The 25,157-nt window shown below is 40.0% G+C and carries 21 protein-coding genes; 11 read left to right on the forward strand and 10 right to left on the reverse strand.

Annotated elements, in window-relative coordinates; translation table 11 throughout:
• Positions 1 to 47 precede the first annotated feature (47 nt).
• From sucC to odhB, 4 genes are all read left to right on the forward strand, one after another.
• Positions 48 to 1,244, forward strand: coding sequence for an ADP-forming succinate--CoA ligase subunit beta (gene sucC / locus N6A79_RS11355; protein ID WP_182417743.1), 1,197 nt, complete (start codon positions 48 to 50; stop codon positions 1,242 to 1,244).
• 3 nt (positions 1,245 to 1,247) lie between these two features.
• Positions 1,248 to 2,150, forward strand: a complete 903-nt coding sequence (gene sucD, locus N6A79_RS11360; protein WP_182417744.1) for a succinate--CoA ligase subunit alpha — start codon at positions 1,248 to 1,250, stop codon at positions 2,148 to 2,150.
• A 654-nt stretch (positions 2,151 to 2,804) separates the two neighbouring features.
• Complete coding sequence (locus tag N6A79_RS11365; RefSeq protein ID WP_182417745.1) at positions 2,805 to 5,816, forward strand: 2-oxoglutarate dehydrogenase E1 component; 3,012 nt, start codon at positions 2,805 to 2,807, stop codon at positions 5,814 to 5,816.
• A 73-nt stretch (positions 5,817 to 5,889) separates the two neighbouring features.
• Positions 5,890 to 7,101, forward strand: coding sequence for a 2-oxoglutarate dehydrogenase complex dihydrolipoyllysine-residue succinyltransferase (gene odhB / locus N6A79_RS11370; protein WP_268546024.1), 1,212 nt, complete (start codon positions 5,890 to 5,892; stop codon positions 7,099 to 7,101).
• A gap of 154 nt (positions 7,102 to 7,255) precedes the next feature.
• Here odhB and N6A79_RS11375 read toward each other — a convergent pair whose 3' ends face one another.
• The gene (locus N6A79_RS11375; RefSeq protein ID WP_268546025.1) at positions 7,256 to 8,482 is read right to left on the reverse strand and encodes an MFS transporter; all 1,227 of its coding nucleotides are present in this window, start codon (positions 8,480 to 8,482) and stop codon (positions 7,256 to 7,258) included.
• Positions 8,483 to 8,695: 213 nt separating this feature from the next.
• On the opposite strand from N6A79_RS11375, the gene N6A79_RS11380 reads away from it, so the two are divergent.
• Positions 8,696 to 9,250, forward strand: coding sequence for a hypothetical protein (locus N6A79_RS11380; RefSeq protein WP_268546026.1), 555 nt, complete (start codon positions 8,696 to 8,698; stop codon positions 9,248 to 9,250).
• An 80-nt stretch (positions 9,251 to 9,330) separates the two neighbouring features.
• Here the strand turns inward: N6A79_RS11380 and N6A79_RS11385 are convergent, their stop codons facing one another.
• The 4 genes from N6A79_RS11385 to gloB all read right to left on the reverse strand — a co-directional run bounded on the left by N6A79_RS11385 (position 9,331) and on the right by gloB (position 11,696).
• Positions 9,331 to 9,801 (reverse strand): hypothetical protein, encoded by a 471-nt coding sequence (locus N6A79_RS11385; protein ID WP_268546027.1) that lies wholly within the window; start codon positions 9,799 to 9,801, stop codon positions 9,331 to 9,333.
• A gap of 48 nt (positions 9,802 to 9,849) precedes the next feature.
• Positions 9,850 to 10,323 carry a hypothetical protein gene (locus N6A79_RS11390; protein WP_268546028.1) on the reverse strand — a complete coding sequence of 158 codons (474 nt, stop codon included), beginning with the start codon at positions 10,321 to 10,323 and terminating at the stop codon, positions 9,850 to 9,852.
• 129 nt (positions 10,324 to 10,452) lie between these two features.
• A complete protein-coding gene (locus N6A79_RS11395) occupies positions 10,453 to 10,935 on the reverse strand; it encodes a hypothetical protein (RefSeq protein ID WP_262078693.1) in 483 nt (160 codons plus the stop codon).
• Complete coding sequence (gene gloB, locus N6A79_RS11400; RefSeq protein ID WP_268546029.1) at positions 10,932 to 11,696, reverse strand: hydroxyacylglutathione hydrolase; 765 nt, start codon at positions 11,694 to 11,696, stop codon at positions 10,932 to 10,934. Before gloB ends, N6A79_RS11395 begins: the two co-directional genes overlap by 4 nt.
• 980 nt (positions 11,697 to 12,676) lie before the next feature.
• Between gloB and N6A79_RS11405 the strand changes: the two genes are divergently transcribed.
• The 3 genes from N6A79_RS11405 to N6A79_RS11415 all read left to right on the forward strand — a co-directional run bounded on the left by N6A79_RS11405 (position 12,677) and on the right by N6A79_RS11415 (position 18,295).
• Positions 12,677 to 14,017: a hypothetical protein gene (locus tag N6A79_RS11405; protein WP_182417754.1), complete on the forward strand. Its 1,341-nt coding sequence runs from the start codon at positions 12,677 to 12,679 to the stop codon at positions 14,015 to 14,017.
• Positions 14,018 to 14,264: 247 nt separating this feature from the next.
• Positions 14,265 to 16,892, forward strand: coding sequence for a bifunctional lysylphosphatidylglycerol flippase/synthetase MprF (gene mprF, locus N6A79_RS11410; protein WP_268546030.1), 2,628 nt, complete (start codon positions 14,265 to 14,267; stop codon positions 16,890 to 16,892).
• Positions 16,889 to 18,295, forward strand: coding sequence for a virulence factor family protein (locus N6A79_RS11415; RefSeq protein ID WP_268546031.1), 1,407 nt, complete (start codon positions 16,889 to 16,891; stop codon positions 18,293 to 18,295). Before mprF ends, N6A79_RS11415 begins: the two co-directional genes overlap by 4 nt.
• Positions 18,296 to 18,353: 58 nt before the next feature.
• Here N6A79_RS11415 and N6A79_RS11420 read toward each other — a convergent pair whose 3' ends face one another.
• The 5 genes from N6A79_RS11420 to N6A79_RS11440 form a co-directional block, all read right to left on the reverse strand.
• Positions 18,354 to 18,995: a CatB-related O-acetyltransferase gene (locus N6A79_RS11420; protein WP_268546032.1), complete on the reverse strand. Its 642-nt coding sequence runs from the start codon at positions 18,993 to 18,995 to the stop codon at positions 18,354 to 18,356.
• A 27-nt stretch (positions 18,996 to 19,022) separates the two neighbouring features.
• The gene (locus N6A79_RS11425) at positions 19,023 to 19,589 is read right to left on the reverse strand and encodes a hypothetical protein (RefSeq protein ID WP_182417757.1); all 567 of its coding nucleotides are present in this window, start codon (positions 19,587 to 19,589) and stop codon (positions 19,023 to 19,025) included.
• A 109-nt stretch (positions 19,590 to 19,698) separates the two neighbouring features.
• A complete protein-coding gene (locus tag N6A79_RS11430) occupies positions 19,699 to 20,109 on the reverse strand; it encodes a hypothetical protein (RefSeq protein WP_268546033.1) in 411 nt (136 codons plus the stop codon).
• Between the two features lie 78 nt (positions 20,110 to 20,187).
• Positions 20,188 to 20,634, reverse strand: a complete 447-nt coding sequence (locus tag N6A79_RS11435) for a hypothetical protein (RefSeq protein WP_268546034.1) — start codon at positions 20,632 to 20,634, stop codon at positions 20,188 to 20,190.
• Positions 20,606 to 20,803: a hypothetical protein gene (locus N6A79_RS11440; RefSeq protein WP_182417760.1), complete on the reverse strand. Its 198-nt coding sequence runs from the start codon at positions 20,801 to 20,803 to the stop codon at positions 20,606 to 20,608. Before N6A79_RS11440 ends, N6A79_RS11435 begins: the two co-directional genes overlap by 29 nt.
• Before the next feature lie 495 nt (positions 20,804 to 21,298).
• On the opposite strand from N6A79_RS11440, the gene N6A79_RS11445 reads away from it, so the two are divergent.
• Genes N6A79_RS11445 through N6A79_RS11455 form a run of 3 tightly spaced genes read left to right on the forward strand, consistent with a single transcriptional unit; the run spans position 21,299 to position 25,113 of the window.
• Positions 21,299 to 22,012, forward strand: coding sequence for a gluconate 2-dehydrogenase subunit 3 family protein (locus N6A79_RS11445; RefSeq protein WP_182417761.1), 714 nt, complete (start codon positions 21,299 to 21,301; stop codon positions 22,010 to 22,012).
• Between the two features lie 3 nt (positions 22,013 to 22,015).
• Positions 22,016 to 23,782 (forward strand): GMC family oxidoreductase, encoded by a 1,767-nt coding sequence (locus N6A79_RS11450; RefSeq protein ID WP_268546035.1) that lies wholly within the window; start codon positions 22,016 to 22,018, stop codon positions 23,780 to 23,782.
• 11 nt (positions 23,783 to 23,793) lie between these two features.
• Positions 23,794 to 25,113 (forward strand): cytochrome c, encoded by a 1,320-nt coding sequence (locus tag N6A79_RS11455; protein WP_268546036.1) that lies wholly within the window; start codon positions 23,794 to 23,796, stop codon positions 25,111 to 25,113.
• Positions 25,114 to 25,157 lie beyond the last annotated feature (44 nt).

Genomic DNA, 25,157 nt, shown 5'->3' on the forward strand with positions numbered 1-25,157 from the left:
TTTTATTAGCCCGGGTCTACACGCTTTCAACCAAAGAAGGATTAGATATGGATATCCATGAATATCAGGCCAAAAGGCTTCTTCATGAATATGGTGCGCCTATTGCTAATGGTGTTGCCATTTATTCTGCTGAACAAGCTGAAGAATGGGCAAAAAAATTGCCTGGGCCGCTTTACGTTGTAAAAAGCCAGATCCATGCTGGTGGCCGCGGTAAAGGTAAATTCAAGGAATTAGGGCCTGATGCAAAAGGTGGTGTACGCCTTGCTCATTCCATTGAAGAAGTTGTTGCTAATGTCAAGGAAATGCTCGGCAATACTCTTGTTACCAAGCAGACAGGTCCTGCTGGTAAGCAAGTAAACCGTCTTTACATCGAAGACGGCGCTGACATTTCACGCGAACTCTATCTTTCCATTTTGGTTGACCGCACTGTTGGTCAAGTGGCCTTTGTTGTTTCGACCGAAGGTGGCATGGATATTGAAGCTGTTGCTGAAGAAACACCTGAAAAAATCGTTACCGTTGCAATTAATCCAGATACAGGTGTAACTGCAGACGATGCTAACAAACTTGCTGATGCATTGAAGCTTGAAGGTGATGCACGTGAAGATGGGCTTAAGCTTTTCCCAATTCTTTATAAAGCCTTCACTGAAAAAGACATGAGCCTTTTGGAAATCAACCCACTTATCGTTATGACAGATGGTCATGTACGTGTGCTTGATGCCAAGGTTTCATTTGATAATAATGCTTTGTTCCGCCATGCTGATATCCTCGCTTTGCGTGATACAACTGAAGAAGATCCAAAAGAAATTGAAGCATCGAAATATGACCTTGCCTATGTTGCTCTTGAAGGTAATATTGGCTGCATGGTCAATGGTGCCGGGCTTGCTATGGCAACCATGGATATTATCAAGCTTTACGGTGCAGAGCCTGCAAACTTCCTAGATGTTGGCGGCGGCGCTTCAAAAGAAAAAGTAACGGCAGCCTTTAAGATCATTACAACGGATCCAAATGTAAAAGGCATTCTGGTTAATATTTTCGGCGGTATCATGCGCTGCGATATTATTGCAGAAGGCGTTTGCGCTGCAGTGAAAGAAGTTGGCTTGCAAGTGCCGCTCGTTGTGCGCCTTGAAGGCACCAATGTTGAAGCCGGCAAGAAAATTATCAATGAAAGCGGCTTGAACGTTATTTCTGCCGATGATCTTGATGACGCAGCGCAAAAAATTGTTGCTGCGGTGAAGGGAGCCTAAGCTATGTCCATTCTTGTTACAAGAGACACCAAAGTTCTCGTTCAAGGTCTAACCGGTAAAACTGGTACATTCCACACCGAACAGGCCCTTGCCTATCATGGCACGCAAATGGTTGGCGGTATTCACCCTAAAAAGGGTGGCGAAGTTTGGACTGCAACGAGCGGTCAAGAATTGCCAATCTTCACCAGTGTTGCTGAAGGTAAAGAAAAAACTGGTGCTGATGCATCAGTAATCTATGTACCACCAGCAGGTGCTGCTGATGCGATCATTGAAGCGATTGAAGCTGAAATTGGTTTAATCGTCTGTATTACTGAAGGCATTCCTGTGCTTGACATGGTACGGGTTAAAGCCCGCCTTGATAAGTCAAAATCACGTCTTCTTGGACCTAACTGCCCAGGCGTTCTAACTCCTGATCAGTGCAAGATCGGCATTATGCCCGGTTCAATCTTCCAAAAAGGTTCTGTTGGCGTTGTTTCGCGCTCCGGTACCCTTACCTATGAAGCAGTTTTCCAAACTTCGCAAGAAGGCCTTGGCCAAACAACTGCTGTTGGTATTGGTGGTGATCCAGTTAAGGGCACAGAATTCATCGACATGCTTGAAATGTTCCTAGCAGATGATGAAACCAAGTCGATCGTGATGATTGGTGAAATTGGCGGTAGCGCTGAAGAAGATGCAGCACAATTCCTTAAAGATGAAGCTAAAAAAGGCCGTAAAAAGCCTATGGTTGGCTTTATTGCAGGACGCACAGCACCTCCAGGACGCACCATGGGTCATGCCGGTGCGGTTATTTCTGGCGGTAAAGGCGGCGCTGAAGACAAGATTGCGGCTATGGAATCTGCAGGTATTAAAATCACAGATTCACCAGCACGCATTGGTAAAACTTTGGCAGATTTGCTTAAGGGCTAATCTTTCTTAAATGCCTAGATAGTTTTCAAGGTATTTAAGTGTCACAATTTGGGGTGGCGTTTAGCCACTCCATAAAAGCTAAATTATTACTGGTAAAACTAAGTCATTATGGGCAATGCAACTATAAAACCCAATTTTATGTAAAATAGCATTTATATAAACATAAAGGCAAATAACATAAATAAGGCTTATCTGTGTAATGAAGTTAGCTGAACTATTTTAAAATGCAGTTGCAGCGCAGTTATAATAATTTTGCCTGCAAATGAAAAACGAAAAGAATTGAATACTTTTAATGCGTTAAAACAAGTTTTACGCATGTTATGTTCGGGAGAACTCCTAACGCTTTAAATCCATCATGGTATAAAAGGCGGTTTGGAAAAGGTGGACATAGTAAGGAATGGATTGGGCGGCAAAATAGTGATGAAAGTGTTTGATGGCAAAAGCCATGATTCATATAAACTCATCAACGCTACCCAAAATATAATAAAGAGAAAACGGGTTCACCGACTATTTTTTGTTTTTTTAAAGCCTATATAAATATCAAGGCAAATTACGAAAAATAGTATTGAACTGATTAAGTTTTATAAGCTCTGGTCTATAATGACAATTATAACCAGCCCTTTAAAGGAGACGGAAGCTTTTTCCGTAAAGTAAATGGCAAGGCAAGAACAGGCAAATGATCTTTTGGCCCTTACCTCTTTTCTAGATGGTGGTAATGCTGATTACATCGATCAGCTTTATGCACAATATGAAAAAGATCCAGGTTCAGTTGATCCTCAATGGCAAGAATTTTTTAGCACTCTTCATGATGATAAAAATGATGTCGAGAAAAATGCAGCAGGCGCTTCATGGCAGCGGACGAACTGGCCGCTTAAAGCGACAGGCGAGCTTGTTTCAGCACTTGACGGTAATTGGGCCAGTGTTGAGCAACATATGAGCGATAAGCTCAAGAGTAAATCCGCCGCTGGTAGCGCCAAGAATGAAAAAGGCGAAGCCGTTGCAGCTTTAACGCAAGAACAATTAGTCAATGCCGCGCGTGATAGCGTGCGTGCTATCATGATGATCCGCGCTTATCGTATGCGTGGCCACCTTCATGCCAAGCTAGATCCTTTACAGCTTGCTGAACCGGTTGAAGATTACAATGAATTAGCACCTGAAACCTATGGTTTCACCAAGGATGACTATAACCGCAAAATCTTTATCGATAATGTTCTTGGTCTTGAATATGCAACCATTCCACAAATGTTGGAAATTTTGAATCGCACCTATTGCTCGACCATTGGTGTGGAATTCATGCATATTTCAGATCCTGCTCAAAAAGCATGGATTCAAGAACGCCTTGAAGGCCCTCATAAGGAAATCGCCTTTACGCCTGAAGGTAAGAAAGCAATCTTAAACAAGCTTATCGAAGCTGAAGGCTTTGAGCAGTTTCTTGATGTGAAATATAAAGGTACTAAGCGTTTCGGTCTTGATGGCGGTGAAGCTCTTATTCCAGCTCTTGAACAAATTATTAAGCGCGGCGGCGCTATGGGTGTTCAAGAAATCACCTTTGGTATGGCACATCGTGGCCGTTTGAATGTTTTGACCCAAACTTTGTCAAAGCCACATCGCGCTATTTTCCACGAATTCAAGGGCGGTTCTTATAAGCCAGATGATGTTGCAGGCTCAGGCGATGTGAAATATCACCTTGGTACCTCATCTGACCGTGAATTTGATGGCAATAAAGTGCATTTGTCACTTTTGCCTAACCCTTCCCATTTGGAAATTGTTGATCCTGTCGTTATTGGTAAAACCCGCGCCAAGCAAGATCAATTGGTGGGTCCAACCCGTACCGATCTTATTCCATTAAGCGAGAGGGCAAAAGTTATGCCTCTTCTCATTCATGGTGATGCGGCATTTGCGGGTCAAGGTGTTATCCAAGAAACATTCGGCCTTTCAGGTTTGAAAGGTTATCGTGTCGCTGGTTCTATCCACGTTATCATTAATAACCAGATTGGCTTCACCACCAATCCTCGTTACTCACGTTCTTCGCCATATCCATCAGATGTTGCAAAGATGATTGAGGCGCCAATTCTACACGTTAATGGCGATGATCCAGAAGCTGTAGTTTTTGCGGCTAAAGTGGTTACTGAATTTAGACAGATTTTCCATAAGCCTGTCGTCTTAGATTTATTCTGCTATCGTCGTTATGGCCATAATGAAGGTGATGAACCATCATTCACACAGCCATTAATGTATAAGGCCATTCGTGGTCATAAAACCACAACTCAGCTTTATGCCGACCGCTTAATTAGCGAAGGTTTGTTGACAGCGGAAGAATTTGAAGCACAACGCCAAAAATGGCGCGATAAGCTTGAAATCGAATTTGAAGCAGGCTCCGCCTATAAGCCCAATAAAGCTGATTGGCTTGATGGTGCTTGGACAGGACTACGCGCTGCGGATAATGCTGATGAACAACGTCGCGGTGCAACCGGCGTTGCAGTTAAAACCTTGAAAGAAATCGGCAGCAAGCTTGTCGAAATTCCAGAAGGTTTTCAGGTTCACCGCACCATTCAACGCTTCCTTGACAATCGCACCAAGATGATTGAAACAGGTGAAGGTATTGATTGGGCAACGGCAGAAGCCTTGGCATTTGGTACTTTAGTAACTGAAGGCAATCCAATTCGTCTTTCTGGTGAAGATGTTGAACGTGGCACGTTCTCCCAGCGTCATTCGGTTCTATATGACCAAGACACTGAAAATCGCTATATTCCGCTTAACCATTTGCAAAAAGGCCAAGCTATTTATGAGCCGATTAACTCCATGTTATCGGAAGAAGCAGTTTTGGGCTTTGAATATGGTTATTCCCTTGCTGAACCACGTGGCTTAACGCTTTGGGAAGGCCAATTTGGCGATTTTGCTAATGGTGCGCAGGTTGTCTTTGACCAATTTATTTCTTCTGGTGAGAGTAAATGGTTAAGAATGTCTGGTCTTGTTTGCTTGCTTCCTCATGGCTATGAAGGCCAAGGTCCTGAGCATTCATCTGCCCGTCTTGAGCGTTATTTGCAACTTTGTGCTGAAGATAATATGCAGGTTGCCAATTGTACAACACCTGCCAATTACTTCCACATTTTGCGTCGTCAAATGAAGCGCGATTTCCGCAAGCCATTGGTTCTTATGACGCCTAAGTCATTATTGCGCCATAAGCGTGCTGTTTCAAGCCTAAGCGAACTAGGTCCAGATACTAGCTTCCACCGCCTATTGCTTGATGATGCGCAATATTTGAAAGACCAACCAATTGAATTGCAAAAGGATGCCAATATCCGCCGCGTTGTAATTTGTTCGGGTAAGGTTTATTACGACCTTTATGAAGAACGCGAAAAGCGCGGTATTAATGATGTTTACCTGCTTCGCGTGGAACAGATTTATCCATTCCCTGCAAAAGCCTTGGTAAATGTCTTATCACGCTTCCGCAATGCTGAGATTGTTTGGTGTCAAGAAGAGCCTAAAAATATGGGTGCTTGGTCGTTTGTTGAGCCTTATATTGAGTGGGTACTTGCCCATATTGATGCGAAATATCCACGTGCACGTTATGCTGGCCGTTCTGCCTCTGCTTCACCAGCAACGGGCTTAATGTCGAAACACCTTGAACAACTTGCAGCCTTCCTAGAGGATGCGCTTGTTTAAATATTAATTTCAAGTCTATCTTAGCTTTTGCCAAGATAGACTTCCCGAAACTTAAGTCTAATGGAATGTAATTATGGCAACTGAAATTCGTGTTCCCACATTGGGTGAATCTGTTACCGAAGCAACAATCGGCAAATGGTATAAGCAACCTGGTGAATCAGTTAACGCTGATGAGCCGCTTGTTGAGCTTGAAACTGATAAGGTAACAGTTGACGTGCCTGCCCCTGCAAGTGGCAAGCTTGGTGATATTTTGGTAAAGGAAGGCGACACTGTTGAAGTTGGCGCTTTGCTTGGTACCTTGGTTGAAGGCGCAGCAGGTAGCGCACCTGCCGCACCAAAGGCTGAAGCTGCTGCACCCGCAGTTACAGCACCTGCAGCTCCTGCATCTTCATCAGCTACACCACCTGCACCATCAGCTGCTAAGCTTATGGCTGAAAACAACTTATCAGCAAGCCAAGTTGATGGTTCAGGCAAACGCGGTCAAGTGCTTAAGGGTGATGTTCTTGATGCATTATCTAAGCCTAGCGCTGCTGCTAGCGCTCCAGTTGTTGCCGCACCACGCGCAGCATCTGCACCAGATGATGAAGCACGTGAAGAACGTGTACGCATGACCAAATTGCGCCAAACAATTGCTAAACGTTTGAAAGAAGTGCAAAATACTGCGGCAATGCTTACCACTTTCAACGAAGTGGATATGAGCGCTGTTATGGAATTGCGTAAGCGTTACCGCGATGTATTTGAGAAAAAGCATGGCGTTAAGCTTGGCTTCATGGGCTTCTTCACCAAGGCTGTCTGCCACGCCCTCAAGGAAGTTCCAGCAATCAATGCTGAAATTGATGGCACAGATATCATTTACAAAAACTATGCCCATGTCGGTATTGCAGTAGGTACTGATAAGGGTCTTGTTGTGCCAGTGGTACGCGATGCCGACCAGATGTCAATTGCACAGATTGAAAAAGAAATTGGTCGTCTTGGCCGTTTGGCACGCGATAGCAAGCTTGGTATTGCTGATATGCGCGGTGGCACATTTACCATCACCAATGGTGGTATTTACGGCTCACTCATGTCAACGCCAATCATCAATGCACCACAATCAGCAATTCTTGGTATGCATGCCATTAAAGAGCGTCCAATTGCAGTGAATGGTCAAGTGGTCATTCGTCCAATGATGTATTTGGCTGTTTCATACGATCACCGTATCGTTGATGGTGCAGAAGCTGTGACATTCCTCGTACGCATTAAAGAAAGCCTCGAAGATCCAGAACGTTTGGTTCTTGACCTTTAATCTTCTTTCCATCGCATAATGCTTAAAAGGCGCTTTATCGCAAGGTAAAGCGCCTTTATTTTTGAACTCAATTGCCATTTTGGAAATTGGCAAGTGAGTTTATCAGCTAGGTTTTTAGGTAAAATCTATTTAAATATGACAGCAATATTTGATCTTATTGTATTTCATTCGTTTTTTTTGTTTCTGGCATAAAGAAATATGCGATAATGAGCCCCATCAAGGCAATTGAGCCTAGCGTTAAAAATGCTTCTGCATAGCCAAATTTTACAACAATGCCGCCAGCCAAACTTGCGCTTAAAGCCGCACCAACGCCTTGTATAAAAGCAACGATGCCTTGAGCCGAATTATAATTTCCTTTGCCCCACATAATATCGGCGATAACCACTGGAAGCAGCGCACCTAAAATGCCAGCCCCAACCCCATCGAATAATTGCACAAAAAATAGCCAATAGACATTGGCCCATAATGGATACAAAAATCCTCTTAGGGTTAAAAAGAAAAAAGCCAAAATTATAAATTTTTTTCTTCCCCATAGATCTGCTTTGGCTGCAACAAGCAATGCAATCGGTATCATGACAATTTGTGCGGCCATGGTACATAATGCAACCAAAGAGGTTGCATGTTCAGCGCCAACAAGTTTACTTAAATATTGCCCCAAAGTTGGTAGCATTGCAGCATTTGCCAAATGAAACACCGCCATTAAAAAGGCAAAAATCAATAAGGATGGGACAAGTAGTATTTTTTTAAATTCTAGCGGCGGCCCAGCACTTTCATCGATACCTTGCACGGCCTTTTTGTCAATTGAAGAGGATGGAATAAGTAGAATAGAAATAATCGAGAATACTGTTAAAATCGCCATAAGCCAAAAAACAACTTCAGGTCCAAAAAGATAAGCGCCAATCGCCGCCAATGCCGCAGAAAAGAAATTCCCGGCATGATTAAAAGCTTCGTTTCGGCCTATTCTACGGGTAAAATATCTTGGCCCAACAATGCCAAGCGATATACCGGCTATTGCAGGCGCAAAAACACCTGCTGCCATTGTTGTTACTGATTGTGTAAAAGTTATAATAAAAAACGACGACACAAAAGGTAAAAACAAGCATCCGGTTGTTACAATTAACGCCGCCAAGATAAGTAAAGCACGTTTCGCATTTACTTTATCAATAATATAGCCAATTGGAGACAATGTTAAAAGCCCGCATAGTCCAGCAATCGTCATGACAAGACCAATTGACGCCTCATTCCATCCTTGCTCAGGCCCTTTTACAGCTAGAAGATAAATTGAAAGATAAGGACCTAACCCATCGCGAACATCGGCTAAAAAGAAGTTTACACTATCGAGTGCTTTGAAAGCAGAAGTTTTATTTTTAAATTCTGGCAATTATTGTTCTCATTTCAACTGGATAGATAAGGCGCATTAGTTAAAAATATTGTTATTCCAAAATTTGTATTAGATAAATAGAAGTGCTCAATTTTTTTTATTGTACAGAAACACAAATTCGTTATTAACGGCGAATAAAACACTGGAATTTATAATAAAACTAATACAAAATGACATTTAAAAATTATAAGATGATAAATTGGTAAGTAATTTGTGTTGAGATTTGATGAAGATGATCGCTTAGCCTATATCCGTTACAAAGGAAACCTACACCTTTTTTCGATGAAAAGATGGGTTTGGATATTGGACTATAATAAGTGGAATATGGCTTGGATTAAGGCAAGCACTCAGCACGCTATTCCAATTGATTTAGAAGATGCAAAGGATAGATATGGTATCATGGTTCTTGATACTGATACGATTGATTTATTTTTTAAAAAAGCTCGGCATCGTATTATTCATATTGATGATATGAAAAAATTTTTTAAAAACAAAATCTCAAAGACCAATTGCTATTGGGATATCGAAAATTTACTTCCACGCATATATATTGATTTTGATAAAAAACGACTTGATGCATGCTATAGTTTTGATGATAGTCCTTTTTGGGAACTTTATGCTCCTGAGGGATGGCAAGCAAGGTTTTTTAGTTTTTCGACAAAATATCCTGAAGATTTATTACCATTGGATCAAAAATACTGGTGCATCAATGGTGCCAACCATATATATTTGATGAATACCGACTGCAATGATGAAGATGAAAGCTAAATAAACTTTTATGTTAGCTAACTATTTATAAAATCTTTAATATTTCTCTATAGTTCCATATGCAACGCGCAACCATTTTTTCAATGCCGTAGCAAAACCTGCGGAATATCAAACCAACTATTAGCGACTTCATCTTTAGTAAGGCGTGAATGTCTTAAAAAACGGATATAATGATCATAGGCATATTTGCCATAATCTTCACTTACCTGCGCCATCACCTCAATTGTTGGTTTCATCCAGTTCCAGCGTGAATGGCAGCTCCCATCTTGGCGATTATTTTGCTCATAATCGCGACCAAATTGGATTGCTGATTCAAAAATATAAAAGCGTATAACTTCATCAAAGCTTAAATTTTCAATGCGTCCACATTCTTTGCCACGCTCTTCATAAAGAATTGTAAAAACGTCACCAGCATAGGTTAAATAGGGAGTACCATCACCTTGTGGAGCTTCAGGAACCGTATCATAATAAAGCTTTGGTAAATTGTGTGCGATTAAAATATCATTGACCGCATCCCTTATCTTAGCAATTTTGTCTTTAACTTCTACCATTTTACTTTCCTCTGTATTGCAAGATAATACAAAATCTGGATAAAAGGTTTACTCTACTGCCCATTGCGGTATTTCAGACCAGCTATTGGCAATTTCATCTTTAGAAAGTGGTGAACGAAATAGTACCTCTTGATAATATATGATTGCATATTCACCAAAATCTTCATCAACTGCCATCATTGCGTCAATTGCGGGCTTCATCCAATTCCAACGCGAATAATCATTTACATTGCGACGATTATTAAGTTCATAATTGCTACCAAAATGTTGGCAAGCCGAAAAAATATAAAATTTTACGACACCGTCAAATGTTAAATTCTCAATACGGTTAATTTCATTGCCACGCTCTTCAAATATTAACGTGTAAGTGTCTTGGTCAAAAGTGAGATAGGGTTCACCCCACCCCGTTGGATTTTCAAAAATAATGACAGGCACGCTATTAGAATTAAAAGAATCGTGTTTTTCTAAAATATCAAAAACTTTTGCACGTACAAGTTGAATTTGATCTTTATTTTCAGTCATTTTTGCAGCTCACCATTATAAAATCGATGATTTTTCTGTTAGCTACAGAAAAAGCAGCCATTAACAATAACCAAAAGGGCCAAACCCAATGTTTGACCCTTTATTGAAATGCTTTTAAAAACACTTATGTCAATCAGCCAACACAGCGCGAATACGATCAATATATCTACGGCCAAAGTTCAAATTATTTTCGGAAACCGAAAGGCTTTCGTCAAAAAATTGCTCTTCGCCTTGCGCTGAAGCTGCCGATAAAGCCGCCGACAATGCCATTGAGCCTACGACATAATCATGAGCAGAGATAGAATATTTGCGCAACAGCGTCATCAATTCAGGGCGACCGCTAATCGCCTGCGTCATGCCATCAATGGACGTATCATCATCACCTGTGCCAGGAGGATTTGATTCAAGCGGTAATGCTTGAAATTCCGTTCGCACTTTTTCCATTCTGCTTAAAAAATCTTCGTTTAATGGATAGGTGGCAACTTCCTTGGCGTTTTCTTCACGAATAAGAGCAAATGACGTATCATCGCCTTTGGGTGCATTTTGTGCAAAACTTAATGTTGGCACTATGATTAATCCCAAAATAAAGAGAATCCCTCTTTTTATTTTCATTTAAAATTGTCCTTTAACATGCGAATTTTTGTAAATACTGTAATATCATCGGCCCCAACAAGATCAAGATTAGCACGAATATTATTGTCATCACAGCGCAAGAATGGATTGGTTGCTTTTTCTTGACCAATTGTGGTTGGTAATGTTGGCAAATTCTGGGCGCGCAATGCATCAACTATAACCATGCGTTGCTGTAAAGCATTATTGCTACCATCAATTGACATGGCAAAACGTCCATTAGATTGAGTATATTCATGACCACAATAAATATGTGTTTCATCGGGTAGTTGTGCTAATTTTTGTAGCGATGCATGCATTTGACTAGGAGAACCTTCAAACAAACGACCACAGCCCAATGAAAATAACGTGTCGCCTGTAAACAATAATCGGTCTAATGGCAAATAATAGGATAATGCCCCACTGGTATGGCCAGGCGTAGATAGTGGCACGACACGGCTATTGCCAAAATTAAAATCATCCCCCTCAGCAATAGCGCTATCAAGCCCGACTATTTGCGATTGCTCGGCTTTGGGACCAATGACCAAAGCCGCAGTTGCTGCTTTTAATTTTTCAATGCCGGCAATATGGTCGCTATGATGATGGGTAATAAATAAATAATCAAGGCTCAAATTTTTTTGTTTTAAAACCGCCAAAATAGCATCGGCATCAGGCGCATCAATAGCAGCCGTCTTGCCGCTGCTTTCTTCATGCAAAATAACGCCAAAATTATCACTACGACACATGAATTGCTCAATTTGCATAAATAGCTCCTTTTGTAAGCGTGCCAAACATCCATACTGGCGCCTGATAATAGATCATTAACGGTAAATGCGGCAGTACTTTGCCTTTATATCATTTTTACGCCCTCGGACTGAAATTTTTAATTTCCTTAACGAGCTAACTTGGTGCTAATTTATTGCTTGGTGATTGGTGAGGATAGCTCACAAGCGGCGGTATCTACCAATTTTGCTATCAAATAGTCATTAAATCATTAGATGCGCCTTTAATTAAGAGCAACATTATCAAACATGACCGCATTAGCTATAAGTTTATCTTAAAAATTCGCTACAAAGTTAATGAATCTATTTATAGCACTTTGTACAAAAAAAAGCTAAATTTTGAGAATTTTTTGGAAATCCATCAGTGTAGTTTTCTAAAATTAGTGGATTCCATATATATTATCCTATTATTATAATAAAAATACCATTTTTATTTTAATTTATATTAAAGTATTAACAAAATAGATTTTTTATCACAACATATTGTTTTTAAATATTTTTTTTAAAAAAAGTATAGTAGTTAGGATATAACTAAACAGATTTGCCACCGCTTACTTATTTTGTACGCAAGCTCAATTTGCCATATATTTTATTAAATTATAATAAAACAAAATAATATATCTTATATTTATAAAATAATAATTTAGTTATATTAAATTTAATAACACAAATAACCAATTGATTTTATGAAATTTATTTTTTTATTTTTTATATTATTTATTGTTTAATTTATTAAACAATTAAATAATTATATAAATGTTATTAAATATAACAAAAATAAAAAATAGAATGAGCTAATATTTGAAATAATATTTAAATTGACAACATATATATTATGAAACTACAAATGGAATTGTAGAAAGAAAGATATATACATTCGAAATATTATCTTATTTAGATTTAAACATTACGCATGAGAATTCAAATTCACTTTCTCAAGTTGAAAACGAAAGGTTGCTAACATGGCTAAAGGTCTTACAAAGTCTATCCGTGAAATCGTCACAAAATATGGCTTAAAATATTTCGATGGTAGTAATAATGATGATGTTCTTACTGTACAAAAAAATATTGAAAGCAAATCTAATTCTGCAATCGGCATTAATTTAGGTAATGGCGATGATATATTGAAAGTTAATGGTTCAATTAAAGCTCAAGGCAAAAACACTATTACTGGTGGCGATGGCGATAAAGAAATCAATATTCGCAAAGGTCTTGAAGCAGACAAGGGCGGCGAAAATCGCTTTACCTTTGGTGAAGGCTCTCACATCCTAACTTTTGGTTCAGATATTGAAGCTGGATCTGGTTCAGCCAACCGTATTATCGCTGGCGAAGGTGATAGTATCATCAATGTTAAAGGCGATCTTGATAGCAAGGGCTTAAATGAAATCCTTCTTGGTTATGGCTCCCATGAAATCAACATTGAAGGCTTTGTGGCGGAAAAAGGTGGTGTAAATCGCTTGACAACCGAAGGTCAAACAGAGCTAAACATTAAAGATAGTATCAAGGCTAAAAGTGGTACCAATGAAATTACCACTGGTGAAGGCGATGACCACATCATTATTGGCGACAAACTTTCGGCCAAAAACGGCGGCGTAAACCGTATCTCAACTGGTGATGGCGATGATGTTGTTCATATTAAAGATGGTGCTGAAGCCGATCGCTCAAGCCACAACTATGTAGATACTGGCGCAGGTAATGATACAATTATTCTCGATGATGGCGTGAATGTTGGTGGTCTTACTATTGACGCTGGCGATGGTTATGATGTTTTGGTGTTAAACTCCAATTATAACTGGTCTTTCCAACTAGACTATCGCAACTGGTTAACCGACCTTCAGCAAAGTGGTGAGCTTGCCTCAACCAATCTTGAAGAAATTCAAGCTAATATTGGCTATCGCGCTTCAGTTTCTAGCATTGATTGGCTAACCCAGCTTATCAATGATTATAATGCGGAAGCAGGCCATGATGACATTAACTTGACAGTTAATCTTGATAGTGCTGGCCGTGTTATCAACTTTGATAGCCTATTTACCAGTGCCGATGAAAGTGCAATCACTGGCATTAGCCTAACTGGTGGCCGTGCCAATACCTTGAAAATCGGTTCGGATATTCAAAGTTCTGGCTATGATAATGATAGCTTGCACATCACAGGTGATGGCAATGACACTGTACAGCTTGCATCTAACTGGCACTTAAGTGAAAGCAATTATACAGCTGAATCTGGCGTTATCTATAATGTTTATAATAATGGCGCGAATGAAGAAATCTTCGTACAAGCAAGTATGAATGTTGCTTATGGCTGATAATTACTACAAGTAAAGCGCCCCCGCTAGGCCCGCACCATAAAGGTGTGGGCCTTTTATTATTTTTACTTCAAAAAAATGACCTATTAATTGTGATCTGCTCATATTTACGCCACTATTGACTAAACTAAATATTATAAGCGGCTATATTCACGACAATATGATTTCACATTAGCCTAAACCGCCATAACTTTGCCGTGCGATTCAATAAGGAAATAGATAAGCTTAAGCCCTTGGATATTTCATAATGACAAATAATACCGCGACACCTTTTAGCAAAGACGATGACAACCATAAAAATAAAGCCTCTTTTAGCCAATACCCCCGATTAAAGCGCTATTTAGGGCTTTTGGCAGGAATAGCTATTGCCTTTATTTCTCTTTACGCTTTTTGGCATCTTGCTTCATCAACCCCGCGCCATGAAACGTGGAATGCGTTGCATAATATTGATAGCAAAAATATTATGCTTGCTATTTTATTTATGATCATAAGCTATTGTGGCATTGCTCTTTATGACGTGATTGCTGTCCATATTATTGCACCGGGGAAAATCCCTTTACCGCTTGCAGCTGTCACCAGTGCAGCAGGCTATGCAGTATCCAATGCCCTTGGTTTTTCCTTTGTGACTGGTGGTGCCTTGCGCTACCGTCTTTATGCGCAGGAAAAAATCAATATCGCTGATATTACCCGTATTACTAGCATGTCTTGGATTTCCATGTGGCTAGCGCTCATGGTCATTTTAGCTTTTGCCTTAATTCTTGATCCGATTGGTTTCCCCCACCTACTTGCCTTTATGTCGGGTTTAGAACGTCCAATCGGCTTTTTATTGCTCATTGTGCTCGCCGCACTGTTATTTTGGCTGCGTAAAGGCGCACGTGTATTAAGAATAAAGTCGTTATCGCTGCCCTTGCCTGATGCCAAAAATGCCATTTTTCAAATGATTGCAGGACTAATTGATTTAATTGGTGCGGCCGCAACGCTTTATATTTTTATGCCGGCAGATTTAAATATCGGCTTTGCCGCTTTTACTGTCATTTATGCCTTGGCCGTGGTTATTGGTGTTTTTAGCCATTCCCCAGGAGGCCTTGGTGCATTTGAAGCAATCATTATTGCTGGCCTTGGCATGCCAAGTGATGGCGAAGTTTTAGCCGCCCTTGTGCTATATCGGCTTGTTTATACCGTACTACCTTTAATCCTTGCGGCTTTTGGTGTGGCATTATGGGAAATAATACGCCAACGCAAAAAAATGACCAGTAAAGCTGCCTTGGTTGCAAGAATTATTGAGCCTTTCATTCCAATATTATCAGCAGCTCTTACCTTTTTGGCAGGCGTTGTCATGCTTATTTCTGTGGTGACACCGGGGCGAAAAATAAGACTGGATGTGTTATCCGATATATTGCCGATGATTTTTATTGAGACGTCAAATCTTGCTGCAAGTCTTGTCGCTATTATCTTGCTTATTGTTTCTTATGGTCTTGCCAAACGTCTTGCCAATGCTTGGTTGGTTACCATGTGCCTTTTAGCTGCTGGCGCAGTATTTTGTTTAACCAAGGGTTTAGATTTTGAAGAAGCGCTTATTCTTTGCGTATTTGCTTGGCTTTTATGGCAATTTCGCCATTCCTTTTATCGCCGGCCATTAGATAGTAGTTTTTCAATCAGCTGGGGTTGGCTTACCAGTGTTATTACCTGTATAGGTGCGGCGCTTTGGCTTGGCTTTTTTGTTTATCGCCATGTTGAATATTCCAATAACCTATGGTGGGATTTCGCATGGAACGCCAATGCACCGCGTTTTCTGCGCGCTAGCCTTGTGATTTTGGCCGGCATTTTTATTATTGCCCTTTATAATATTATTCATCGATCATCACGTAAAGACAATCATCATAATTATCAAATTCCTGATATTATACCCTCACTTGTTCAATCATCACCAATGTCTGATACAGCTTTGGCGTTATTAGGTGACAAACAATTTTTAATCTCTGAAAATCAAGATGGTTTCATTATGTTTGATCGCTCAGGCGGCAGCCTCATTGCTCTTGGTGAACCGGTAAGTACTAATGGTGATACATTAAAATCACTTGCTTGGGATTTTCATAAAAAAGCTGACGGCGCTGCGCTCCGCACCGTTTTTTATAGTGTTGGGGTTGAAAATCTACCGCTTTATCTTGATATGGGGCTTAGTGTTTTAAAACTTGGTGAAACGGCGCGTGTTGCGCTTGAAAACTTCACCCTTGAGGGAGCAAAGCGGCAACCTTTCCGCTATGCTTATCGTAAAGCCGAGCGTGATGGATTGAAATTTGAAATCATTCCGGCAAAGGATGTAAATCTTCATTTAGATGAATTGCGTGATGTTTCGAATAGTTGGCTTGCCAAAAAGTCAGGTGCGGAAAAACATTTTTCTATCGGTAATTTCAATGATGAATTTTTATGCCGTTTTGATGTTGCAGTTATGAAAAAGCACGATAAAATTGTGGCTTTCGCCAATATTTGGCAAAGCGCCCATAAAAATGAAATTACTATTGATATGATGCGCTATTATGCCAATATTTCGAATATTTTAATGGAGGCGCTTTTTGCCAATTTGTTACTTTACGGCAAAGAAAGTGGCTTTAAATGGTTTAATCTTGGGGCAGCTCCCTTATCTGGTCTTTCAACCAATCGTCTAGCATCGCGCTGGCAGCGCATTGGATCATTTATTTATAATCGTGGCCGTGATCTTTATCATTTTGATGGTTTGAAAGCCTTTAAGGATAAGTTTGATCCGGTTTGGACACCTTATTATCTTATTTGCCCTGGCGGTCTTGATACGGCAAAAGTTCTTTTTGATGTTACGACCTTGATTAACGGCAACCCATTGGAGTTTATACGTAAATGACCAGAAGAAAAAAAATATTCACGTCATTGATGATTTTAGTGGTTGCCTTAATAGCGGGCGCAGTCATTTATGGCTTTATGCATCAGGGTAAAATAATGCGTCTTTTAGCAGGTTGGAAAGGTGATAACGCCCCGATTGCTTATGCAGAAGGCGAAAGACTGCAAAATATACCAGTTTTTATACCAAAAGGTGATCCACGCGGCTTTGTCATTTTTGTTACAGATAAGGGTGACAGTTCAGCCAATGAGCAAGCTTTACAAAAATCTTTGCTTGAACATAATTTAGTTGTTGCCAATGTACGCTTTGATGCATGGCGCAAAGCTTTAGATGCCGAAGATGGCGAATGCATTTATTTGGTGTCCGATCTTGAAGCTTTGGCTAAAGATGTGGCACGGCGTTTGGATCTTGAACAATATTTCCGTCCTGTGATTGTTGGTTTAGGCGAAGGTGGCGCCATTACTTATGCGGCAGCTTCAGACTCGCCATTAAATACTCTTGCAGGTGCGGTAAGCATTGACGCAAGTAGTGGTTCGCATACCCGTCTTCCCTCATGTACTGAGAATGCTCTTGCCACCCAAACTACCGATAATGGTTTCCAATATGGGCTTAACGTTTCCATTCCTGTTCCAACCGTGATTATCGACAATAAAAACCCAATCGATAATAATCCGATTGAAATTGGCGAAAGCGGTGATGTAGCCGTTCTTGCCCATGTCAGCAATGATGCCCAGCGCATAAAACAAGCCGCCGACACAGCGCTTGCTTTTGCAATTCGCGATAATAGCGACAATGCATTACCGGTAGTTGACTTACCGTCGAAACAGACACCCAAAGCTGTGGTGATCTTCTTTTCTGGTGATGGCGGTTGGCGCGATATTGATATGCAAATTGGCGATTGGATGCAAAACCATGATGTTCATGTCGTTGGTGTTGACTCCTTACGCTATTTTTGGGCTAAAAAAACACCCGAAGAAATGGCGCATGATATTGAACAAATGATAAAAAAAGCCGATCCAACTGGAAAATTACCGGTTAGTCTTTTTGGCTATTCTTTTGGGGCAGATGCTTTACCTTTTGCGTGGCCTTTACTGGATAGCAAAACTGCTAATCGCATCAAAATGATAGCGTTAATGGGCGTATCAATGAGTGCTGACTTTCAAGTATCAATTGACGGCTGGTTTGGCGGAGCAGGAGATTTGCCGGTTTTGCCAGCGCTGCAAAAAATGCCAATGGATAAAACTATTTGCATCTATGGTGATGAAGAAGATGATACGGCTTGTGCAAGTAAGGATCTTGGTACAATGCAACGCATTGAACTAAAAGGCGGCCACCATTTTGATGAAGATTATGCAAGCCTTGCACAAACCTTGCATGAAAATCTATTAAAGCGCATCAATAATTAAGAGTTAAAAGGCATCTCGCTAGGGTTAGGATACTAGCAAGATGCCTTTTAAATGAACATTAAGTGCTTGATAAGCCTTGATCATAAATTGCAACAGCTTCTTTTAAAGCATGCATATCATTTGCACATAATTGCCGTTTTACCGCATTAAATTTATCTTCTGGCCAATCATAAATTTTCAAGGCCAAAAGATCATTAATCACCTCCGATGTAAAACGATGCTTAACCAATTTTGCTGGGCTACCTGCAACAATGCTATAGGGCTCAACATTTTTAGTGACAACGCTATTGGCTGCGATGATCGCTCCCTCACCAATTTTGACACCAGGTAAAAGAATAGATCGCATACCAAGCCATGCCCCATCTTCAATAATAGTATCACCCTTGCGTTCATAGGCTTCATCAATAAAGTCAGCAAAGGGGTAAAGACAAAACCAATCTGCACGATGGGTGTGATTACCACCCATTAAAATAATAACTTCAGCAGCTATGCAGACGTAATCGCCAATATGAAGCTTATCAAGTTCCCAATTATTATTCCATGCGCGGCTAATTGCATCACCTTGCAAATAACGTACACAATAACTTTCAAAGCCGCTATCCCAGCAATCACTATAATAGCTATGAGTGCCTTTAACGATAATATTAGGGTTGGTAACAACTTCATGCAAAAGCTGTGTTTTTGACCAATGTTTTTCCATTATAAGCACGTCTTTACCAGATAAACACTAATAGCCAAGCGTTGCACGAACTGCCATAGCGGGCAAAGTAAGAATCTGCATACCGATACAAAAGGCCAAAAATGCAATAATCGTACCCAAGACAATTCCAACTGCCCCATTCATAAACTTTGCTGTCCAAATTGGATCACGCGCAATTGGCGGTTCTGGGTCATTTTTATCATCATCAAGGGTAACAATAAAAAGTCCCAAATTAAGAAGTGGTACAATGCTTAGCCACGCTGCCCGTTTACTACCAAAACCATCACGCGCCCGCATAACAGCTAAAACCATATAGAAAAAGCCTAGCAAAAATGACGGTAAACTTAATAAGGCTAAAATTACTAAGGGCGGCAGCAAAATCATATTTGTGGTAATAGCAAGATAAGTAACCAACCAGCTAAGTAGCATATAGAAAAAATAAAGAGTTCCAAATAGGAAAAGGTAAGGAATACGGTAAAGGGTTTTTCGACCAAACATCAAAAAATAACCCAATACCAATCCAATAAAAAGCGATAACAACCATGTTCCGACCGGTAAGATCGGGCTTCTAATAGCAAAAATATAATCTAGCATTTTATTTCCTTTAAATACCGCACGGTAACTGGCAATTTGACTTTATTATCCTCCACTTTTAGAGGCATCCAATTGGCATTATATAATTTACTAATGCCTATAAAATATCTTAACCAAATATTATTCCACCACCCTCATCAATTGTTATAATTGAATCATATACAGAGGATGTATAAAAATTATATTTAAATATAATTTTATTCCTACTTTTTTCATTAAAAAAAATATCAACGATATTTATTTCATAATTTACTTTAAAAAATTGTTCGTATATGGAACTATATCCAAATTTATTATTTTTATTGCTATTATCAGACCAATTAGGGGCTATCTGTTCGAAATAATCTATGGTAAAATTCCAATTTTCGTCTAATGTAAACCTTAATATCTTATCTGAACTCTTCACAAAAAAAAATTCATTTATAGGTAAAAATTTTAAATTATCACTCTCTTTTTTTACAATACATGGTATTAATATGTCTTGTATTCCATTATTTATAATATAATTTTTCCAATCCATTTTATACCTCACAAGATATACAAATTAAAAAAAACAATTACGATTATAAAACTTTGATATAAATAATATTAATTTTATTTACTCAAGTTCTTTTCCAAATAAAATACCTATAATTACGTTAGAAGATATTATAGATTCACAAACCTTAGAATTATTTATTCTATATTTAAATATAATACAATCACCATTATTATTAATATGTTTTATATCAATAATATTTATTTTAGATTTTGTTCTAAAAAAATTTCTGTATATAGAAATATAGCCAGTTGTATCGATATTTTTTTTTGAAAAAATTGTATGATCATATTCAGTTAACCAATAGGGAGTTATTTTCTCAATAAAACCGATATTATATTCCCAGTTATCCTCTAATTTAAATCGTAAAATTTTGTTTGCAGTTTTTATAAAAAATGCATCATAATAACATGTTAAATTATAATAGCCATGATCATCCACTTCTGTAGGACCAGATACTAAAATATCATCCACCCCATTACATAAAATAAAATTTTTCCAATCCATTTTTAACCCATTCTACTTTAAAAAATGTTGTGGCTTTTCCTTTACTTTCTTTTAACATTGTAACCCATAGACCATCAGAAGCAATAAAAACAAGTAACCCATGCCCTTGATATAATTCTAAAGGTTGGCCACCTTCTATTAAGGTATAAAGACCATCTTGTTTGAGCAATTTACCATCAATATAGCAGTAGCTAAATCATCTAAAAAAATGCCCCAAATTATCACCATCTTTTTTGTTGATTGATGATAGGGTTGCAACTAAAGAACCTATGCTACCATACCCTGATGTACTAAAACCTATTCCACCTCCTCCTAAAAGGTAGGATTATCTTGACCGTCATAGGCGTAAAAACGGTTAAGTGATTAGCGAACGTTTTTAAGAACCAAATTTTGCATGATAACATTCTACATTGATGGGTCCTTATTCCAATCATCATGTTTATTATCGAGTTCTTCTGGCTCTATTTTAGGCTTTGCTTTAGATTCTTATATTGTAAGCTGCCATACCATATTAGACTAAATAATAACAATAAATATCCATTGCTAAAAGCGCCATAAATCTTGAACTATCTTTTCAAGATTATCACTAAAGGTTCAATACGTTTCTTCTTCAAACAGTTTATAATTAAAATAATTCAATGTTTGTGTGGAGGGACATCTTTATATGAAAAATCCTAACCTATTGTCGAAAACGGGACATATTACAAGGCGAGGCCTATTATTAGGTGCTGGCGCTTGTGCAGCTCTTGGTCTATGTGCGAACCAAATGGCAGCGATAGCTCAGCCTTTACCAATTGATACCTATCAGCGGGTGTTTTTTAATGCCCAAGAATGGGCTTTTATTAAAGCCGCAACGGCGAGAATCATTCCATCTGATGGCGCAGGGCCAGGTGCGATAGAGGCCCATGTCCCTATTTTCATTGATAAGCAGATGATGACGACATGGGGACAAGGCGAAGATTGGTATCGCCATGAGCCTTTTGATCCAAAAGCGCCAAGCTATACCGGTTATCAAGCAGAGCCGACACCCGCACAAGCCTATCGCATCGCCATTGCACGCATTGATACTTGGTGCAGCGAACAATATGGCGATATTTTCGCTAATTTAAAAGCCGAGCAACAAGATGAAGCTTTGACTCGTATTGAAAAAGACGAAGTCCCCATTGACGAGTTTCGCTCCAGTGATTTTTTTGCCTTTCTATTGCAAAACACCAAAGAGGGATACTTAGCTGATCCGATTTATGGCGGTAACCATGATATGGCAGCTTGGGTCTATATTGGTTTTCCAGGCGCAAGAGCAAGTTTTCTTGAATGGGTAGAAAAGGACAATGTAAAATATCGTCTCGGGCCCGTAAGTCTTTCCGGCGAAAGGGCATAAATCATGACAATAACCATGAAAAAAAAAGACGTTGTAATTATCGGCCTTGGCTGGACGGGAGCTATTCTTGGCATTGAACTTGCGCAAGAAGGCTTAGAAATATTAGCGCTTGAACGCGGTGAAGATCGCGATACTGTACCACAATGGGCTTACCCAAAACCTGCTGACGAATTAAAATATGGTTTGCGTTATGATAATATGGTGCGTCCTGCGGATTGGACAATTAGCATTCGCCGCTCGCTAAGCGATAAAGCAGAACCCTATCGGCAATTAGGGTCATTTTTACCCGGTAATGGCGTTGGTGGTGCAGGCATGCATTGGAATGGTCAAAACTGGCGGGCACATCCACAAGAATTACGTCTTCGTTCCTATGTACTAGAAAATTTCGGCAATATTATTCCAGATAATATGACCATTGAAGATTGGGGCGTTAGCTATGAAGAATTAGAGCCTTTTTATGATTATTTTGAGAAAGTAGCCGGCGTTTCAGGCTATGCAGGTAATTTAAATGGTGAAATTCGTGAAGGCGGTAATCCCTTTGAGGGCCCACGAAACAATGATTACCCCATGGCACCGCTTGATCTTACTTATAATGGCCGCCTGTTTACTCAAGGTGCAAAATCACTCGGTCTTCATCCATTTCCTTTCCCATCGGCCATCGCATCGCGTTCTTATACCAATCCTTATGGCATGCAAATGGGATCGTGTAATTATTGCGGTTTTTGTGAACGCTATGGCTGCTTGAATTACTCGAAAGCTTCGCCACAACTCGCTATCCTTGCAGCGCTCAAACAATATAAAAATTTTGAATATCGTACAAAATCGGATGTTATTCGCATTAATAAAGCCGCTGATGGTAAAACGGTTACCGGCGTCACTTATGTAAACGAGCAAGGAGAAGAGGTTTTTCAGCCAGCAGATTTAGTCATTCTTGCTGGTTTCCAATTAACCAATGTCCATATGCTACTGGTTTCAGAGATTGGCACGCCCTATAACCCCGAAACGGGTGAAGGCGTCGTTGGTAAAAATTACGCTTATCAAACCACTGGCGGTGGCAGCAAATTATTTTTTAAAGACAAAGTTTTTAACCCGTTTATCGGCCATGGTGCTAATGGGGCGGTGATTGATGACTTTGGTACAGCAAATATCGACTTTGCCAAAGAGGGCTTTATTGGCGGCAGTTATATTAGCTCATCACAAACCAATGGTCAGCCGATCCATTCTACTAGCCTACCCAAAGGCACCCCTGCATGGGGTGCGGGTTGGAAGAAAGCTATGGGAGATTGGTATGGCCACAGCATGGGTATTGGCCATCACGGTACCAATATGAGCTATCGCGATAGCTATCTTGATCTTGATCCAACCTATAAGGATAAATATGGCCGCCCATTGATGCGCATGACCTTTAATTGGCATGATAATGATATTTTAATGGCCCAATTCATGGCACGGCAAATGGACAAAATTGCCCATGCAATTGGTGCAGACCAAATTGAAACATCGCAAATGGAAATTGGTCAACCCTATGATGTGCGCCCCTATCAATCAACCCATACAGTTGGTGGTGCAATTATGGGAACAGATCCAAAAAAATCGGTTCTAAACCGCTATTTACAGCATTGGGATGCCCATAATCTCTTTGTGACTGGTGCTAGCGCCTTCCCGCAAAATATTGAATATAATCCTACTGGCACAGTAGGAGCTTTAGCCTATTGGCTCGCGCATGCCTTACGCACAAATTATCTTAAAAATCCACGTCCATTGGTATAGGGGGCAAGAAAATGCGTCGTTTTATGAAGATTATTCTTTCCCTTATTATTCTTGGTCTTGTTGCAATTGCTGGGATTATATTTATTCCCATTCAACGTACTGGCCCATTAGAAAACCTCCCCACAGATTATAAACCAGCCAAAGGTGCTGGGGAATATGTCGCAATGTTAGCCGATTGCGCCGCCTGCCACACTGCGCCTAATGGTAAAGCTTTTGCTGGTGGCCGAGAAGTTGAAAGCCCGTTTGGAACAATCTATTCGTCTAATATTACGCCAAGCAAAGAGGGTATTGGCAATTGGACATTAGACCAGTTTCGCGATGCTGTGCGTGATGGCATTGCCGCTGATGCTAGCCATTTATATCCAGCTATGCCTTATGAAAACTATCGTAAAATAAGCGAAAAGGACATGGTTGCCCTTTATGATTATTTCATGCATGAGGTGAAGGCCGTTGATGAAGCAACGCCAAAAACATCACTCATGTTTCCATTCAATCAAAGATGGGGCATAAGGGTGTGGAATTGGTACGCCTTGCGGGGCGATGCCGGTTTTAACAATCGCTATAAAAATGAGCAGCTTGACCGTGGCGCTTATATTGTTGAAAGCCTCGCCCATTGTAGCGCTTGCCATACGCCACGTGATTTATTCTTCCGTCAAGAAAGCACCGATGCCACAGGTAAAAACTTTTTAGCCGGCGCTAATCTTTCTGGTTGGTATGCACCCGATTTATCAAGCAATCATTCAGCAATGCAAGGTTGGAGCGATGAGGACATTGCTCTTTATCTAACCACAGCACGTAATAATATAAGTGCAGCGGTTGGCCCAATGCAGCTTGTTGCCGGTGAATCTTTACAATTTGCGAGCAAGGATGATGTCAATGCGATTGTTGCGTATCTTCGTCATATCAAACAAGATAGACCTGTTGTAAAATCCGCATCTGCCGCAATTATCGACACACAAAAAACAACTAAATTGCTCACGGATGCTGCACCGGATATGCCGCTTGGCGCAAGGCTTTACCTTGACAATTGTAATGCTTGCCATTTTGCCAATGGCCGCGGCGCACCGCAGGTATTCCCACAGCTTGACGGTGCAAGCATTGTTAATGCCAAAGACCCATCTGGCATGATTGATGTTATTTTGCATGGAGCCCGCTTGCCTTCCACCAAACAAAGGCCGGCTGATCTTGCTATGCCAAGCTTTGCCTACCGCATGAATGATGAGGAAGTAGCAACATTGGTTACTTTCTTACGCCATGCTTGGGGAAATAATGCCCCTAAAGTAGATGCTAAAGATGTAGCAAAAATTAGAGCAAACCCGCTCAAACAATAAAAAAACGAGCACCTTAATAGTTTTACCAAGAGGGTAATGACCAT

Origin of the sequence: Bartonella sp. HY761 (genome assembly GCF_026743145.1) — a bacterium.
GTDB lineage: Bacteria > Pseudomonadota > Alphaproteobacteria > Rhizobiales > Rhizobiaceae > HY038.

Coding starts and splice junctions, on each gene's coding strand:
- sucC (WP_182417743.1), top strand. CDS start 48: ATGGATATCCATGAATATCAGGCCAAAAGGCTTCTTCATGAATATGGT.
- sucD (WP_182417744.1), top strand. CDS start 1,248: ATGTCCATTCTTGTTACAAGAGACACCAAAGTTCTCGTTCAAGGTCTA.
- N6A79_RS11365 (WP_182417745.1), top strand. CDS start 2,805: ATGGCAAGGCAAGAACAGGCAAATGATCTTTTGGCCCTTACCTCTTTT.
- odhB (WP_268546024.1), top strand. CDS start 5,890: ATGGCAACTGAAATTCGTGTTCCCACATTGGGTGAATCTGTTACCGAA.
- N6A79_RS11385 (WP_268546027.1), bottom strand. CDS start 9,801: ATGGTAGAAGTTAAAGACAAAATTGCTAAGATAAGGGATGCGGTCAAT.
- N6A79_RS11390 (WP_268546028.1), bottom strand. CDS start 10,323: ATGACTGAAAATAAAGATCAAATTCAACTTGTACGTGCAAAAGTTTTT.
- N6A79_RS11395 (WP_262078693.1), bottom strand. CDS start 10,935: ATGAAAATAAAAAGAGGGATTCTCTTTATTTTGGGATTAATCATAGTG.
- gloB (WP_268546029.1), bottom strand. CDS start 11,696: ATGCAAATTGAGCAATTCATGTGTCGTAGTGATAATTTTGGCGTTATT.
- N6A79_RS11405 (WP_182417754.1), top strand. CDS start 12,677: ATGGCTAAAGGTCTTACAAAGTCTATCCGTGAAATCGTCACAAAATAT.
- mprF (WP_268546030.1), top strand. CDS start 14,265: ATGACAAATAATACCGCGACACCTTTTAGCAAAGACGATGACAACCAT.
- N6A79_RS11415 (WP_268546031.1), top strand. CDS start 16,889: ATGACCAGAAGAAAAAAAATATTCACGTCATTGATGATTTTAGTGGTT.
- N6A79_RS11420 (WP_268546032.1), bottom strand. CDS start 18,995: ATGGAAAAACATTGGTCAAAAACACAGCTTTTGCATGAAGTTGTTACC.
- N6A79_RS11425 (WP_182417757.1), bottom strand. CDS start 19,589: ATGCTAGATTATATTTTTGCTATTAGAAGCCCGATCTTACCGGTCGGA.
- N6A79_RS11430 (WP_268546033.1), bottom strand. CDS start 20,109: ATGGATTGGAAAAATTATATTATAAATAATGGAATACAAGACATATTA.
- N6A79_RS11435 (WP_268546034.1), bottom strand. CDS start 20,634: ATGGATTGGAAAAATTTTATTTTATGTAATGGGGTGGATGATATTTTA.
- N6A79_RS11445 (WP_182417761.1), top strand. CDS start 21,299: ATGAAAAATCCTAACCTATTGTCGAAAACGGGACATATTACAAGGCGA.
- N6A79_RS11450 (WP_268546035.1), top strand. CDS start 22,016: ATGACAATAACCATGAAAAAAAAAGACGTTGTAATTATCGGCCTTGGC.
- N6A79_RS11455 (WP_268546036.1), top strand. CDS start 23,794: ATGCGTCGTTTTATGAAGATTATTCTTTCCCTTATTATTCTTGGTCTT.